Annotated in this window: 10 protein-coding genes; 7 read left to right on the top strand and 3 right to left on the bottom strand. The window is 69.2% G+C overall.

Features of this window, described 5'->3' with window-relative positions; translation table 11 throughout:
• Positions 1–2: 2 nt before the first annotated feature.
• Entirely contained in the window at positions 3–746 is a 744-nt protein-coding gene (locus OK17_RS07345) for an urease accessory protein UreD (protein ID WP_232716342.1), read from the top strand.
• Between the two features lie 36 nt (positions 747–782).
• Here OK17_RS07345 and OK17_RS07350 read toward each other — a convergent pair whose 3' ends face one another.
• Together OK17_RS07350 and OK17_RS07355 are read right to left on the bottom strand one after the other, a co-directional pair.
• Positions 783–2,306 (bottom strand): NAD(P)/FAD-dependent oxidoreductase, encoded by a 1,524-nt coding sequence (locus OK17_RS07350; RefSeq protein WP_232716340.1) that lies wholly within the window; start codon positions 2,304–2,306, stop codon positions 783–785.
• Positions 2,307–2,523: 217 nt separating this feature from the next.
• Positions 2,524–3,132: a GNAT family N-acetyltransferase gene (locus OK17_RS07355; protein ID WP_232716338.1), complete on the bottom strand. Its 609-nt coding sequence runs from the start codon at positions 3,130–3,132 to the stop codon at positions 2,524–2,526.
• A gap of 182 nt (positions 3,133–3,314) precedes the next feature.
• Here OK17_RS07355 and OK17_RS07360 point away from each other — a divergent pair, with 182 nt between their 5' ends.
• From OK17_RS07360 to recD, 4 genes are read left to right on the top strand one after another with little or no spacing between them, the layout of a single operon-like run.
• Positions 3,315–3,779, top strand: a complete 465-nt coding sequence (locus OK17_RS07360; protein WP_232716336.1) for an acyl-CoA thioesterase — start codon at positions 3,315–3,317, stop codon at positions 3,777–3,779.
• 9 nt (positions 3,780–3,788) lie between these two features.
• Positions 3,789–7,238, top strand: a complete 3,450-nt coding sequence (gene recC / locus OK17_RS07365) for an exodeoxyribonuclease V subunit gamma (protein ID WP_461417060.1) — start codon at positions 3,789–3,791, stop codon at positions 7,236–7,238.
• Positions 7,235–10,678 (top strand): UvrD-helicase domain-containing protein, encoded by a 3,444-nt coding sequence (locus OK17_RS07370; protein ID WP_461417061.1) that lies wholly within the window; start codon positions 7,235–7,237, stop codon positions 10,676–10,678. Before recC ends, OK17_RS07370 begins: the two co-directional genes overlap by 4 nt.
• Positions 10,675–12,549, top strand: coding sequence for an exodeoxyribonuclease V subunit alpha (recD, locus tag OK17_RS07375; protein WP_461417062.1), 1,875 nt, complete (start codon positions 10,675–10,677; stop codon positions 12,547–12,549). The genes OK17_RS07370 and recD overlap by 4 nt, the downstream gene beginning before the upstream one ends.
• Before the next feature lie 28 nt (positions 12,550–12,577).
• On the opposite strand, the gene OK17_RS07380 is transcribed toward recD, so the two are convergent.
• Positions 12,578–13,333, bottom strand: coding sequence for a PIG-L family deacetylase (locus OK17_RS07380; RefSeq protein ID WP_461417063.1), 756 nt, complete (start codon positions 13,331–13,333; stop codon positions 12,578–12,580).
• 232 nt (positions 13,334–13,565) lie between these two features.
• Between OK17_RS07380 and htpG the strand changes: the two genes are divergently transcribed.
• Positions 13,566–15,551 carry a molecular chaperone HtpG gene (gene htpG, locus OK17_RS07385; RefSeq protein WP_461417064.1) on the top strand — a complete coding sequence of 662 codons (1,986 nt, stop codon included), beginning with the start codon at positions 13,566–13,568 and terminating at the stop codon, positions 15,549–15,551.
• 34 nt (positions 15,552–15,585) lie between these two features.
• On the top strand, positions 15,586–16,569 hold the full coding sequence (locus OK17_RS07390) for a hypothetical protein (protein ID WP_461417065.1): 984 nt from the start codon (positions 15,586–15,588) through the stop codon (positions 16,567–16,569).
• The last annotated feature ends 26 nt before the right edge of the window (positions 16,570–16,595 follow it).

A 16,595-nucleotide genomic window follows, 5' to 3' on the forward strand; every position in this document is an offset into this window, starting at 1 on the left:
CGATGCGCACCGACGTCGAGATCATCGCGACCGCCGACCGCGGTGTGCGGCACAGCGCGACCGGTGGTCTCGCCGTCCGGGTGACCTCGCCCGGCCACGCCCAGCTGATCGGCACCGCGGCCACACCGCTGGGCGGCGACGAGATCACGGTCCGCATCCGGGTGGAGCCCGGTGCGCACCTGAGCGTGGGTAGCGTCGCCGCGACCATCGCGTTGCCCGCACGCGACCGGCCGGACTCCCGCGCGCGTTGGGAGATCGAGGTGGGTGCGGGTGGCCGCCTGCGCCTCGATCCGCAGCCGACCGTGGTCGCCGGCGGCGCGATCCACACCTCGGACATCGTCGCCGACGTCGACCCGAGCGCGGTTCTCGATCTGTACGAACATGTGCAGATCGGCCGGTCAAACCAGATCGACGGGGCCACCACCACGGATCTCGACCGGATCGAGCGTGACCGCACCGGCGGCTGGACCGGCGGTCTGCGGGTCTCGGTCGGCGGTGAGGTGTGGCTGGCCCATCGCGTCGCCTTGGGTGCGTCGACCCCGGCCGCCGCGATCGGTCATCGTGCCATGAGCAGCGTCTTCCGCTACCCGGACGATCGCGCCGAGGAAGTACTCCCGAGCGAGTTCGCGGCCCGCCTGCGGTTGACGGGCGAAGCGACCCTCACCAGTGCGCTCGGTGCGTCGGTGACGGCCACGCGCCGCCTCACCGACGCGCTGGACGCAACAGCGCTGGTCCCCAACGGATAGGGGACCAGCGCTGTTGTAGGTCTGTCGGTGTCGGCGTCAGCTGGCCGCTTCGGACTCCTTGCCGACGGCGTCCTTGCCTTCGGTGGGTACCGATCCCGACGCGTCGGTGGCCTTCGAGTCGACCGTTCCGGTGTCGGTCTTGGCGGCCTCGGCGTCGGGCTCGCTGCCGTTGCCCTCCGCGGCCTGCTTCTCCAGCGCCGACAACTGTCCGATCGCCGTGCGCGCGTACACCTGCTGTTCGGTGACGGCGAGCTGCGAGCGGCCTCGGGTGGTGAAGGCGAAGAACCAGTTGATCAGCGTGTTCAGGCGGTTGCGGAACCCGACGAGGTACACGAGGTGCAGCGCGAGCCAGCCGAGCCACGCGAAGTAGCCCTCGGTCTCGAACGGCTTCTTGAAGCCCGGGACCGGAACCTGCATCACCGCGGAGTACCGCGAGATGGTGGCCATCGACCCCTTGTCCCAGTAGCTGAACGGCTTGCGCTGGTCCGGCGTCTGACCCTTGAGTTCGGCCTTGATCGCGTCCGCGGCGTACCGACCGCCCTGGATGGCGCCCTGGGCGACACCGGGCACGCCGTCGACGGCCATCATGTCGCCGACGACGAAGACCTCGGGGTGACCCGGGATCGTCAGGTCCGGTCCGACCTTGACGCGGCCGGCGCGGTCGAGTTCGACGCCGGACTGTTCGGCGAGCTGCTGGCCGAGCGGGCTGGCCTGGACACCGGCCGACCACACCTTGCACTGCGACTCGATACGGCGGGTGGTGCCGTCCTTCTCCTTGACGACCAGGCCGTCGTAGTCGACGTCGACGACCATCGCGTTGAGCTGGATCTCCACGCCCATCTTCTCCAGACGGGCTGCGGCCTTGCCGCCGAGCTTGGGGCCGAACGGGGGAAGCACTGCCGGCGCGGCGTCGAGGAGGATCACCCGCGCCTCGGTCGGATCGATGTTGCGGAACGCGCCCTTGAGGGTCTTGTCGCTCATCTCGGCGATCTGGCCGGCGAGCTCGACACCGGTCGGGCCCGCACCGACGACCACGAAGGTGAGAAGTTTGGCGCGCTCGGCGGGGTCGTGGGACAGCTCGGCCTGCTCAAAGGCACCGAGGATGCGGCCGCGCAGTTCGAGGGCGTGGTCGATCGTCTTCATACCCGGCGCGTACTCGGCGAAGTGGTCGTTGCCGAAATACGACTGGTCGGCACCGGCCGCGACGATCAGGTCGTCGTACGGGGTGACCGTGATGCGCTCGAGGAGTCGCGAGGAGACGGTCTTGGCCTCGAGGTCGATGTCGAAGACGTCGCCCATGAGAACCGAGGTGTTCTTCTGCTTGCGCAGGACGACGCGAGTCGCCGGGGCGATCTCGCCCTCGGCGACGATGCCCGTCGCGACCTGATAGAGCATCGGCTGGAAGAGATGGTGGGTGGTCTTGGCGATCAGCGTCACGTCGACGTCGGCCTTCGCCAGACGCTGGGCGGCGAACAATCCGCCGAAGCCGGAGCCGATGATGACCACTTTCCTGCGGTCGGTGGCTGCTACGGCGGGGGCCTGGGCGGCGGGGCTGCTCATCTCCAGACATCTCCTTCTCGCTCGATGGGGGACGGACTGTGCTCCGATACCGTGCGGGTTCGTGTCGTCACGTGGCCGAACCGCGTGCGACGGGGATCGAGGCAAAACCGTACTTGCCCACAACGGTAGTCAATGATGCGCGACCGGGCGCGACCAGGACGGCGTGGCGCGATGCCATGAGCGGGGTCACGGCCGCCCCGATGGTGCCGCCCCACGGTCAGGCGGTCAGGTCGCTCGCCGATGACCAGCGCAGAGATCGTCGCTGCCATTCGGTCTTGAGGATCTGGTACTCCACCTCGTACCGATCGGGACCGAGATGGAGTGGGTGTGTCGGCATGCCTGTTCCAACGGTTTCGTCACCCACATGGATTCCCGACAGCGTCATGCCGAGTTTCTCCATGACCCGCCGCGAGGGCATGTTGCCCGCGACGGTGCTGGCGAAGACACGTTCGGTGTCGAGATGGTCGAAGGCGAAGGCCATGAGGGCGAAGGCGGCCTCGGTGGCCAGGCCCCGGCCCCATACCGTTCGGCGGAGGCGGTAGCTGAGCTCGAGTTCGGGGCGTCGGCTGTGTCGCGGGGTCCGCAACGACGCCCAGCCGAGGAATGCTTCGGTGGCCGGATCGCACAGCACCCAGGTGCCGGTTCCGTACATCCGACGCTCGGACTCGGCGCGCGGGACCACCCAGTCCTCGATGACGGTCCGTGGGGTCGGGGTGCCACCGCTGACGAAGCGCATGACCTCGGGATCGCTGTCGAGGTGGACGAGGTCGTCGATGTCCATCGCAGACACCGGGCGCAGACGTGCCCGTGCCGTGTCGATGTTCACCCGAGGCCCCTCACTGCCCGACTCGAGCCCGCGAATCGCGCGGGCACACCCTCTGGCGAGACACACCCGCGGCGACTGCCTGCCTGCGCATCTCTGCCGTTCCCCCGGGGGCGAGTCTACGGTCTCGACACGGTCGGTACCGCAGTACGCGGTGGGCGTGTCCCGCCGTTAAGGTTGCTGCCGTGGCTTCTGAACCCTCTGCACCGGATTACGTCCTCGAGATCCCCGTCCATCTCCGATGGGGCGACATGGACATCAACAATCACATCAACAACGTGCAGATCTCGCGCCTCTTCGAAGAGGCGCGCGTCCGTTCCTTCCACGAATGGATCTCCGACGGGCCGCGGAACTTCTCCTTCCTCGTGGCACGCCAGGACATCGAGTTCTCCGCGCCCGTCCACTACTCCACCCACCCGGTGATCATCCGTTCGTGCATCGGGCGGGTCGGTCGTTCGTCGTTCACGATGGCGCTGCGCCTGTTCGACAAGGAGGGTGTCCTCTGCGCGACGGCGGAGACGACGCTGGTGGTCGTCGACCCCGCGGTCGGTCGGCCGACCCCGATCCCGGATCAGCTGCGCGAGGTCCTCCACAACAGCCTGGGCGAACCGGTGAAGTTCCATTCGGCACGCGCCGACACCGCGGGCTGACCGCGTCTGGTGCTCATCCTTCATCGCGCCGAGCGCACCGACACCCTCGCCGATGCGTTGGCCGGGGTGTTGGCCACGCCGCTCGACGATCCGATGCGTACCGAGATCATCTCGGTGCCGGCAGCCGGCGTCGAACGCTGGCTCGCCCAGCACCTCGCCCGCCGGCTCGGTTCCGGCCCCGCGCTGTCCGACGGCATCGCGGCCAACATCGACTTCACCGGTCCGGGACGGCTGGCGGACGCGATCTCGGCGGCGGTCCTCGCCGGGGAACGCTTCACCGGCGACACCCCGTTGTCGACCGGAAATCCATGGCGCGCTGCGGAATTGACCTGGCCGGTCCTCCGGGTCCTCGATGAACGGATCGACGACCCGGAACTGACGGTCATCGCGCGGCACATCGGTGCGGGCGACGACGCGTCACCCCGGATCGGCCGCCGCTATGCCACCGCGCGACACCTGGCCGAACTCTTCGAGCGATACGGGCGGTCCCGTCCCTCGATGATCGCCGGTTGGGCGGCGGGCGACGATCTCGACGGCGCGGGTGGACCGCTGCGGGACGACCTGGCCTGGCAGGCCGGGTTCTGGCGTGCCGTCCGAGCGGAGATCGGGCAGCCCCATCCGGCGGAGGTCCTGGGCGAAGTGTGCGACCGGCTGCGGTCCGACCCCGGGGTCGCCGACCTTCCCGGCCGCCTGTCGGTGTTCGGCCCGACCCGGATCACCGAGTCGTTCCGCAACATCGTCTCCGCGGTGAGCGTGCATCACGACGTCCATCTGTTCGTCCCGCACGCGAGTCCCCATCTCTGGGACGAACTCCGAGCCGCCTCCGGGGGCGAGTCCGCCGGGGCAACGCCCGGCGTGAGCGTACCGCCGCGTCGACGCGAACGCCCGGTCCCCGAACTCCGGAACCCGTTGCTGGCCGGGCTGTCCCGCGACCTGCAGGAACTGCAGCTGCGGCTTGACGACATCGTCGACCGTGACGTCCACCATCCACCCGACACACCGCTGCCCGACACGCTGCTGGGTGCCCTGCAGGCGGGTATCCGCGACGACGCGGGGACCGTCGACGACTCGGGTGCGGCACCGTCGGCCGAGTTCGCCGACGACGGGTCCGTCGAGGTGCACGCATGCCACGGTCCCGAGCGCCAGATCGAGGTGCTCCGCGACCGGTTGCTGCACCTCTTCGCCGACGACCCGACCCTCGAACCCCGCGAGGTCCTGATCATGTGCCCCGACGTCGAGACCTTCGCCCCGCTCATCCGGGGTGCCTTCGGTCAGGCCGGATTGCCGCACCCGGCCTTCGATCTGCGTGTGCGCCTCGCCGACCGCGGGGTTCGTCACGTCAACCCGGTCATCGACACCGTCGTCGGCGTGGTCGAACTCGCGGCCGGCCGGGTGACCGCGGGCGACGTCCTCGATCTCCTCGACACCGAACCCGTCCGGACCCGATTCGCGATGACCGACGACGACCTGGATCTGGTCCGGGAATGGCTGGGCCACAGCAATGTCCGCTGGGGACTCGGCACGGCCGAACGCGCCCGGTTCGGTCTCGAGCGTTTCCGTCAGGGGACCTTCGACGCCGGTCTGGACCGCATCGCGCTCGGCGTGGTCGCCGAGGAGACCGACGACGAATGGCTCGGCACCGCACTGCCTCTCGCAGGTGTGGAGAGCACCGGTATCGACCTGGTCGGCCGACTCGACGAGTTCCTCGACCGCCTCGGACGCGTACTCGCCGAGCTGACCACCACCGCACCCGCTCATCGGTGGGCGCAGACCCTCGTCGAGGCGGTCGGCTCGCTCACCGCGACCGCACCCGCCGACGACTGGCAACGCGCACAGGCCATCCGGATGCTCGAGGACGCCTTCGGCGACACCGAGGAGGTGTTGCGTCTCGCCGACGTCCGCGACCTGCTGTCCGCCCTGATCGCGGGACGTCCCACCCGGTCGAACTTCCGGACCGGCGAGCTCACCGTGTGCACGATGGTCCCGATGCGTTCGGTGCCCCACCGCGTCATCGTGTTGCTCGGCATCGACGCCGAGGTCTTCCCGCGTGTCCAGCGCATCGACGGGGACGACGTACTCGGTGTCGATCCGCTGGTGGGAGAACGCAACCCGCGGGACGAGGACCGGCAGTGCTTCCTCGACGCGATCGGTGCGGCGCAGGACAACCTGCTCGTGTTCTACAGCGGCGCCGACCCGGTGTCGGGGCGGCACATCCCGCCCGCCGTGGTGGTCAGCGAACTGATCGACACCCTCGACGGGCTCACCGGGCCGGACCGGCCGACGATCGTGCGTCGACATTCCCTGCACGGCTTCGATGCCCGCAACTTCGTCGACGGCGGTGTCCCCGGCATCACCGGACCGTTCAGCCACGACGCATCGCTGCTCGCCGGTGCCGAGGCACTGCGCCGTCCGGCCGATCCGGTCGTCCCCGCGGCCCGGGAGACCCTCCCCGCACCCGAGCCGAGCCCCGAGCTCGCCGACATCGACCTCGCGTCACTCATCGACTTCCACGTCGACCCGATCACCGCCTTCGTCCGCCAACGGCTCGGCGCCCGGATCCCCGACGACGAGACGCCGCACGACGACCAGCTCGACGTCGAGCTCGACCCGCTCGACAAGTGGGGGATCGGCGACCGTTTCCTCACCCGGATGCTCTCGGGTGTTCCGATCGGCGACTGTGAGGCCGCCGAACTCCGTCGAGGTACCTTGCCGCCCTTCGCCTTCGGCACCCGGGAGCTGCAGGCCATCTCGCGCGCGGTCACCCGACTGCACGGCGTCGTCGCGCCACTGCGTCCGGGAACGCCGGAGACCCTCGACATCCTCGTCACGCTGCCCGACGGTCGACGCGTGCACGGCACCGTCGGCGACGTCTTCACCGCCGACGACGGACAGGCCCGCCTCGTCCGCGCCACGTATTCGCGACTCAAGGCCAAACAGCAACTGAGCGCCTGGATCACGCTCCTCGCCGTCGCGGCGGCCGCGACCCAGGGCAATGCCGGCGCGGCCCGGGTCGGCTCCGCGGTGTCGGTGGGTCGCGCCGCCCGCGGGGGCGGCACCACCACGCTCACGCTCCGACGCCCGGAGGACCCGGTGCCGCTGCTCGATCAGCTCGTGAGGCTGCGGGACGAGGGCCTGCGCCGCCCGCTGCCGCTGCCGCTGGAACCGGCGTTCACCTTCGTCGACAACGACGGGCCCGGTCGCCGGAGCCACTGGGCCCTGAACAGTGCGCGCAAGGTCTTCGACGACACCTACGGTCCGCGCCACGACCGGTACCTCAAGCTGGCCTTCGGCGGCGATGTCCTGGCCGACGTCGAGTTCGACGTCCTGCTCGAACAGGCGGCACCTGCCGACCGCATCCTCGGCGGGGTGGAACTCGCTCTGGCAGAGGGCGAACCGCTGTTCGCCGGCCTGGCCCGTGCGGTCTGGGCTCCCGTCGGACAACACCGGGAGGGGACATGAGACGCCCGGAGCCCTTCGACATCACCGCCGAACTGCCGCAGCACACCACCGTTCTGGAGGCGAGTGCCGGAACGGGTAAGACCTACGCGATCGTCGGGCTCGCGGCGCGATATCTCGCCGACGGGATACCGATCTCGGAGATGCTGCTCGTCACCTTCAGCCGGGCGGCGACCGCCGAACTGCGGGAACGGATGCGCGCCCGTGTGCGTGAACTGCTCGACGCCCTGGCCGATCCCGCCGAGGTTCTGTCCGGGCCCGCCCAGGCCGATGACGACGCACTGCTGCGGCAGCTGGCGAGCGGTACCCCGGAGGAGGTTCGCACGCGCCGGAGGAACCTCGCCCGCGCACTGAGCGACTTCGACGCCTCGACGATCGCCACCACCCACACGTTCTGCAACCGGATGCTGGAGGCACTGGGCTTCCTGGGCGAACGAGAACTCGTCTACTCCATCGTCGAAGAGGTCGACGAACTCACCGAGGAGGTCGCGCTCGACCTCTATCTGCGCGGCTTCTGGGCCAGCGACTCGCCGGAGTTCAGCTTCGCCGAGGCACGGGAGATCGCGCGCGACGCCGTCCGCCAGGCGTCGGTGCGACTCGCGCCGGACGAGAGCACACTCGCCGACGGCCCGGCCGCCGACCATGTCGCGGCCCGGCGGGTGAGCTTCGCCAAGGCCGTGCGGCAGCACGTCGAGACCCGCAAGCGGGACGCCCGGGTGCGCACCTACGACGACCTGCAGGCGATCCTGCACCGGATCGTCGGCGACGAGGTGGTCGGCGGCCGTGCGTGCCAACGGATCCGCGACACCTTCTCGGTGGTGCTCGTCGACGAATTCCAGGACACCGATCCGCTGCAGTGGGACATCCTGCGCCGCTGCTTCCACGGCCATCGCCGGATGATCCTCGTCGGCGACCCGAAACAGTCGATCTACGGTTTCCGTGGGGCCGAGGTGCTCAGCTACCTCGCCGCGGTGTCGTCCGCCGACACCCTGAAAGCGCTCGATGTGAACCGTCGCTCCGACGGCGCACTCGTGCATGCCCTGGAGCACCTGTATGGCGAGGCGACGCTGGGACATCCCGACATCGTGGCGCGCGCGGTCCGGGCCGCCTTCGCCGGCAGCCGGCTCGAAGGGCGTCCGCCGTTCCGGCTACGGGCTTTTCTCCGCCGGGATTTCACCTCTCTCAACTCGTTCAACCTCCCCGGCGTCAAGGAGGTGCGGTCACGCATCGCCGCCGACGTCGCCGACGACATCGCGAACGTCCTGGCCCGGGGCGACCGGATCGACCTGAACGGTGTCTCCCGGGCGGTCGACCCCGGCGACATCGCCATCCTCGTGCGGCTCAACAGCACCATCGAACCGCTGCAGCGAGAGCTCGCCGAACGCGGCATCAACTCGGTGATCGGGTCGGGTGTCAACGTCTTCTCGACATCGGCTGCCCAGCATTGGCTGTGGGTGCTGCGTGCCGTCGAACAGCCGTCACGCTCGGACCGGGTGCGCATGGCCGCCCTGACCACGCTCTTCGGGTGGTCCACCGAACGGGTGGCGACCGCCGCGGAGCCCGAGATCGCCGAGCTCGGTGCCGAATTATCCATGCTCGCGCGGGTTTTCGCGCAGGGCGGATTCGCCGCGATGGCCCAGCGCCTGTTCGACGCGCATGAGGTGGCGGCCCGGGTTCTCACCGTCGAGAACGGCGAACGCACCCTCACCGACCTCATCCAGGTGTCGGCGCTGTGCAACAAGCACGTCGTCGAAACCGGTGGGGGACTGAGCGCCCTCGTCGAGTGGCTGACCGAACGGGTCACCGACACCTCGTCGCGCCAGCGTTACGAGGACCAGAGCCGACGCCTCGACCGCGACACGCAGGCCGTGCAGATCATGACCGTGCACGCGAGCAAAGGGCTCCAGTTCCCGATCGTCTACGTGCCCTACGGGTGGGACGGCACCTGGATCAACGACCGTGGCAACATCACCTACCACGACGAGACGGGAAACCGCCGGCTCGACGTGGGCGGCCAGCAGGCACCGGACCGCGCCGCACGACGCCGTCGCTACGCCGACGAGGTGGCGGGCGAGGATCTTCGTCTGCTCTACGTCGCGCTCACCCGCGCCCAGTCGCAGGTCGTGGCCTGGTGGGCGCCGTCGCGGAACACCACGACCGGGCCACTGCACCGGTTGATCTTCGGCCGCGACAATGCCGTTCGATCCTCGCCAGGGGACCCGGAATGGACGGTCGCCGGGGAGGTACCGATCCCCGAGGCCGATGCCGACTGCGTGAGCATCCTGCGCACCCTCACCGCGCGGGATCCGGCGATCTCGGTCGAACCGGCCGGTCGGCTCGACACAGACACCGTGGCTCCGGCCGCAGGTGACGCAGACAACCCTGCCGTGTTGGGTATTGCGCACTTCGACCGCCGGATCGACCAGGACTGGCGCCGCACCTCGTATTCGGCCCTCACCGCCGACGCCGCCCACGGCGCGCACGGTTCACCGGGTGGGCCGTCGACCTCGGTCGTCGAGACCGGCAGCGAACCCGACGACGAGGTGACCGACATCCTCGACGACGAACCCATCGTCCTTGCCGGCGACGTCGCAGAGGAAGCCGGAACCGACTCGGCCGCAACGCGTCCCGGGATGCCATCGCTGATGAACGGTCTGCCGTTCGGCGCCGCCTTCGGAACCCTTGTCCACGAGGTCCTCGAATACGTCGACACCTCGGCGCCGGACATCGACGCCCATGTACGAGAACTCTGTTCGCGAGCACTCGGCGCTCTCGCCGGCGACATCGACCCCGACCGGCTCGTCGCCGCCCTGATCGGTGTGCTCACCACGCCACTCGGATTCGGCGACCTGTGGAGCATCGACCCCCGTGATCGTCTGGCCGAACTCGACTTCGAACTGCCCCTCGGCCCCGCGGACGAGGCGCCATCAGGAGGCGGCACCACCCTGGGCCGTCTCGCCGACCTGATGGAAGAGCATCTGCCGGAGGCGGACCCGCTGCGTGCCTACGCCGACCACCTGCGCGCGGTGCCGGGCCGGCGCCTCCGTGGATTCCTCACCGGCAGTATCGACTCGGTGCTGCGGATCCCCGACGGACGCTACGTGATCGTCGACTACAAGACCAACCGCATCCGTCCAGGCGATCTCGTGGTCGAGGACTTCGATGTCGAGGCCATGGCCGGGGAGATGATCGCCGCCCACTATCCACTGCAGGCCATGCTGTACTCGGTTGCGCTGCACCGTTATCTGCGTTGGCGGGTACCGGACTACGACCCGGCCCGGCACCTCGGACCGGTGCAGTACCACTTCGTGCGCGGCATGGCCGGACCGGACACCCCGCCCGGTTGCGGTGTCTTCGAATGGATGTTGCCCGCCAGGCTCGTCGTCGATCTGTCCGACGCGCTGGCCGGTGCGGATGCCGGTACCGGAGGGAGGGTTCGATGAGCACACCCGATGTCCAGCGCGTCGATTCTGCGACGGGCACGCTCGCCGACTGGAATGCCGCCGGCCTGCTCGCCGCAGCGGATCTGCACATCACCGACCGCCTCGTCCGGATGTGCGGGGAACCGGTGTCCGACGACGCCCGTCTCGGCGCCGCTCTCGCCGTCCGTGCGGTCCGCCTAGGGTCCACCTGCCTCGCCCTCGACCGCATCGGCGAGCTGGCGGCGGGGGAGGACCCCGCGGACGTCGAGATGCCTTCGCCGCGTGATCTTCTGAACGCGTTGGCGGTGAGCCCACTCGTCACCGGCAGCGACGCCGGACCGCTGCGGCCGCTCGTGGTCCGCGATTCCGCCGACGGCCCACTCGTCTATCTGCAGAAGTACTTCCGGCAGGAACAGACGATCCGGGAGATCCTCGACCGCCGTTCGCAGACTGCACCCTCGGTGGACACGGTAGCGCTTCGCGAAGCCGTCGCGGCGGTCTACTCCTCGCCCGACGACGGTGCCCTGCAGAAGCTGGCCGCCGCGGTCGCGGCGACCCGCTGGACAACGGTTCTGGCCGGCGGTCCGGGAACGGGCAAGACCTACACCGTCGCCCGCATCCTCGCCGTCCTCGACCGTCTCCAGGGCCCCGGCCTGCGCATCGGACTCTGCGCACCCACCGGGCGCGCTGCTGCTCAGCTCCAGGCCTCTGTCGAGGCCGAGTCCACTCTGCCGGTCACCGCCCACGCGGTCACCCTGCACTCGCTGCTCGGCTGGCGTCCCGGCTCGAATCCCCGGTACGGACGGGGGCGCACCCTGCCGCACGACGTCATCGTCGTCGACGAGACGTCGATGCTGTCGATGACCGCCATGAGCCGTCTCCTCGATGCGGTCCGTCCCGACGCGCGGGTGGTGTTCGTCGGCGATCCGCACCAGTTGGCCTCGGTGGAGGCGGGCGCCGTCCTGGCCGACCTCGTCGAACGAACCGACCTCCCGGCAACCGATGGAACAGACGGCCCGCCGGCAACACTGACGCAGGCGTTCGACGCCGTGGGCCTCGACCCGGCGGCCGAGGACCTCGATCCCGACGACGTCGCACGCCTGGCCGACGGCGTCATCACGCTCCGGCGGCAGTTCCGGTTCGGAGGCGGGATCTCGAAGGTCGCGGCCGCCGTCAACGCGGGAGATCCCGACGCTGTCCTCGAGTTGGTCACCTCACCGGACATCGACGATGTCGAACTGGTCGCCCCCGACGACCTCGATGGAGTGGCCGGCGACATCATGTCGTGGGGACGCGGCCTGCGCAGTGCGGCTCGCGCGAGCGACGCGGCGGGAGCTCTGGACGCCCTCGACTCTCACCGGGTCCTGTGTGCGCATCGCGAGGGCTCGTGGGGTGTGCGCGGATGGACGACGCGGATCACCGACTGGCTGGGCACGACCGAGGCCGAACACATGGGTTGGTATGTGGGACAACCGATCCTGGTGACCGCGAATGATCGCCAGACCGCGACCTTCAACGGCGACACCGGTGTCGTCATCGCCGACCCGGACGCGGACCCGCAGCTTGCGAATCGTCCCGGTGCGTCGGATGCGGTCCGGGTGGCGTTCCGGCGCGGCGGCGAGGTCCGCCTGCTGCATCCCACGCAACTGGCCGACGTCGTGTCGGTTCACGCGATGACCATCCACCGCAGCCAGGGCAGCCAGTTCGATCAGGTGACCGTCGTCCTGCCGCCGGCCGGTTCCGAGCTGCTGACCCGCGAGCTCCTCTACACCGCGATCACCCGTGCGCGAAGCCGCGTGCGCATCGTCGGCACCGCCGAGGTGCTCGCCGCGGCCGTCAGTCGACGCGTCCAGCGGGCCAGCGGGTTGCGGTCGACGCTCAGCGCGATCTGATTTCGCGCTCCCTGAGGTGCGAGCGGGGTCAGATCAGTTCACACCCACCCGGCACGAGGTCGCGGCGTTGATAACACTCGACGCTGAGGAGTTTGTGCTGGATGTCGTCGGGCAGCGACATGAAGCCGGCGATCGCGCGGCTGCGGTCGACCTCCGACCGGTGTGCGGTGACCCCCGCCTTCTTGCGTGCCGCCAGGTCCGACACGTCGACGGTCACGTCGATCTCGGACTCCGGTGTGCCGGGCAGCTGATCGCGGGGAACCTCGGGAAAGAGGCTGGGGGCGAGCAGGTCCATCATCCACTCTGGGATCGTCGCGAAGTACAGGGAGCGGACCCGCCAGGCCGGCCCGGCGCGGTGGTAGAGCTTCGTCGAGGCGGCGGCGTCGGCCGCGGCACACGCCAGCCGGTGGGCGTGGACGTGGTCGGGGTGGCCGTAGATGCCGAGCGCGTCGTAGGTGACGACGATGTCGGGTTGGAGTTCGCGGATGTGGGCGGTCAACGCCCGGACCTGCTCGTCGAACGACGCCGCGCAGAGCCGTGGGGCGTCCGGTGCCGATTCGGGCCGGCGGTCGTCGGCGTACCCGAGCATGATCGGCGGACGCGGCATGCCGAGGATGTCGACGGCGTCGGTCAGTTCACGGTGGCGGATCGTCCCCTCGGCCCAGGTGCACATGACCAGGTCGGCCTCGCCGTCGGCGTCGACGTGACGGGCGGTGAGTCCGCCGGTCCACAGCGACTCGTCGTCGGGGTGTGCATGCACCAGCAGCAGTCGAGGCGTACCCATCCACCTGGCTTCCTGATCGTTCCCCGCGGGTGGTGTTCACTCGCGCACCATCCGCAACCGGGGTAGTCGGTCCCCGACCCAGGGTAGCCACACCGCCGCTCGGTAAAGTCGGTGTCCGTCACGACGTGTCGCGCCGGACCCGCGTCCGGCATCGGTCCCTGCACCGAAATGCCACGTCCACAATCGAACACGTGACAACCGAACACACGAGAACAGAACATGGAGGTCTGCGATGAGCGCTCAGCCCGAAGTTCATGAGTTCCAGGCGGAGACCCGGCAGCTGCTGGATCTCATGGTCCACTCGATCTACTCCAACAAGGACAGCTTCCTGCGTGAGCTGATCTCGAATGCATCCGATGCGCTCGACAAGCTGCGTCTGGAGTCGTTGCTCGACAAGGACCTCGACGTCGACACCTCCGACCTGCACATCACGCTCGCCCCGGATGCCGAGAAGCGCACCCTGGTCGTCGCCGACAACGGCATCGGCATGACCCGCGACGAGGTCGTCGGACTGATCGGCACGCTCGCCCGCTCGGGTACCGCCGAACTGCGCCGCTCACTGGCCGAGGCACGAGAGAAGGGTGTCTCGGACGCCGCGGCCGAGGAACTGATCGGCCAGTTCGGCATCGGCTTCTACTCGACGTTCATGGTCGCCGAGAAGGTCACCCTGGTCACGCGCAAGGCCGGCGAGACCACCGGTACCCGCTGGGAATCGACCGGCGACGGCACCTACACGATCGACGACGTGCCGGACGCCCCGCAGGGCACCTCGGTCACCCTCGCGCTCAAGCCGGTCGACACCGAGGACCACCTGTACGACTACGCCGACAAGACCAAGCTCCGTCAGCTGGTCAAGCGTTACTCGGACTTCATCGCCTGGCCGATCCGCATGGACGTCGAGAAGACCGTCCCCGTCGAGAAGCCCGAATCGGAGTCCGACGAGGACACGGACAAGGCGCCCGAGACCAAGACGGTCGTCGAGGCCGAGACCATCAACTCGATGAAGGCCCTCTGGGCCAAGTCTCGGTCGGAGGTCTCCGATGAGGAGTACCACGAGTTCTACCGGCATGTGTCCCACGCCTGGGATGCACCGCTGGAGACCATCACCCTGCAGGCCGAGGGCACCTTCGAGTACCAGGCGCTGCTGTTCATCCCGACGCAGCCGCCGTTCGACCTGTTCATGCGTGACAGCAAGGTCGGCATCCATCTCTACGTCAAGCGCGTGTTCATCATGGACGACTGCGCCGAGCTGATGCCGGAGTACCTGCGCTTCGTCAAGGGTGTCGTCGACGCCGCCGACCTCTCGCTCAACGTGTCCCGCGAGATCCTGCAGCAGGACCGGCAGATCCGCGCGATCCGTCGTCGACTCACCAAGAAGGTCATCTCGACGGTCACCGAGATGCGGGACAGCCGGCCCGACGACTACCGCACCTTCTGGGACGGTTTCGGCCGCGTCTTCAAGGAAGGCCTCGTCAACGACCCGGACAACCGCGAGGCATTGCTCAAGGCATCGTCCTTCGCGAGCACCTACTCGGAGGAGGAACTCACGACGCTGGCCGACTACATCGGCCGGATGAAGAGCGGTCAGGACACGATCTACTACATGACCGGCGAGTCCCGGCAGCAGATCGTCAACTCCCCGCACATGGAGGCGTTCCGCGCCAAGGGGATCGAGGTCCTCGTCCTGTCCGACCCGGTCGACGAGATGTGGGTCTCGGCCGGTGCCGAGTTCGACGGGAAGACGTTCCAGTCGATCGCCAAGGGCGCGGTCGACCTCGACGCCGACGACGAGGACTCCGACGACAGGTCGAAGGACGAGCGGGAGAAGGCCTTCGCCGACCTGCTGTCGTGGCTGACCACCACGCTGTCCGACGATGTGAGCGAGACCCGGCTGTCGTCGCGCCTGACCGAGTCCCCGGCCTGCCTCGTGGGTGACACGTTCTCGATGTCACCGCAGCTGGAGAAGCTGTACCGGGCGTCGGGACAGCAGTTCCCGAAGTCCAAGCGGGCGCTCGAACTCAATCCCGACCACCCGCTGGTCGAGGCACTGAACAAGGCGTACACGAACGGTGACCACGACAAGCTGGTGCCGACCGCGAAGCTCGTCTACGGCATGGCCGTCATCGCCGAGGGCGGCGAGCTCGAGGACCCCGCCGAGTTCGCGAAGTTGCTCGCCGGCAGCCTCACCGAGTCGTTCGCGGCCGGATCGGATTCCTGATCGGCTTCCCGACACCCCGGGCGGGTCGCCCGGAATGACCCGGCGTAGGTGGACGATCACCATCGGCGTCGGGGCGTTGATCCTGGCGGTCGTGCTGGTGTCCGCCCTCCTCGTGGGACTGTCCCGCGAGGACGGGCGGGCCCGCACGCCCGCCGACGCCGTCCGTACCTATCTCACCGCGCTCGCCGACGCCGACGCCTCGACGGCCCTCGCCGTCGTCACGCCGCGTCCGGACGCCCGGTTCCTCACCGACGGGGTCCTGCGCCAGCAGCGCGCCGAGGCGCCGATCTCCGACATCGAGGTCGACGATCCCGGGGAGTCCGCTCAGACGGTCCGGACGCGCTATCGACTCGGGTCACGTGAGGTCGACGTGCCCATCAGGGTCACGCGGGCCGGGGACGGCTGGGCCGTCGTCGACGGCGCGGTGAAGGTACGCATCGAGTCACTGCTGGTGCCGAGTCCGACACTGTTCGGAGCTCAGGTGAAGGCCGGGGACACCGTCTTCCTCTTCCCCGGTCCGCAGCGATGGGGTTCGCGGGACACCGACTTCGTCGGACGAACCGCCGACGAACCGCCGACCGGTCCGCACCCGCCGATGACGGTCGAGGTGGTCGCCGAGCTCAGCCCGACCGGGGTGGCGGCGGTCAGCGACGCCGTCTCGGCACAGCTCACCCGATGCGCGGCATCGACCCGTGCCGACGCCGGCGCCGACGTGCCCGGCTGTACCCAGCGACTGTTCCGGTCTGCGGTCGACGGCAGTGTGCGCTGGTCGGTCCCTCGCGACCTGTCGGGTCTGCGGTACCTACTCCGACGCCCCGATGCCGGATCCGGTGCGACGCCGAGCGAGAAGGACCTGGGCACGGTCGACGTCGCGGGCGCGGTCGAATGGCGGGTGGCCTACACGCCGGACTACGACCGGGACGGACCCCGCGTCGAGACGACCGACGTCCAGTACCTCATCGGGGAGGTTGACCTCACCGCCGACACCCCGTCGTTCACCGCCGAGCCGGTGACCTGACCTCGATACGGCCCTCGGGTAGCCCC

This window comes from Gordonia sp. GN26, assembly GCF_054823965.1.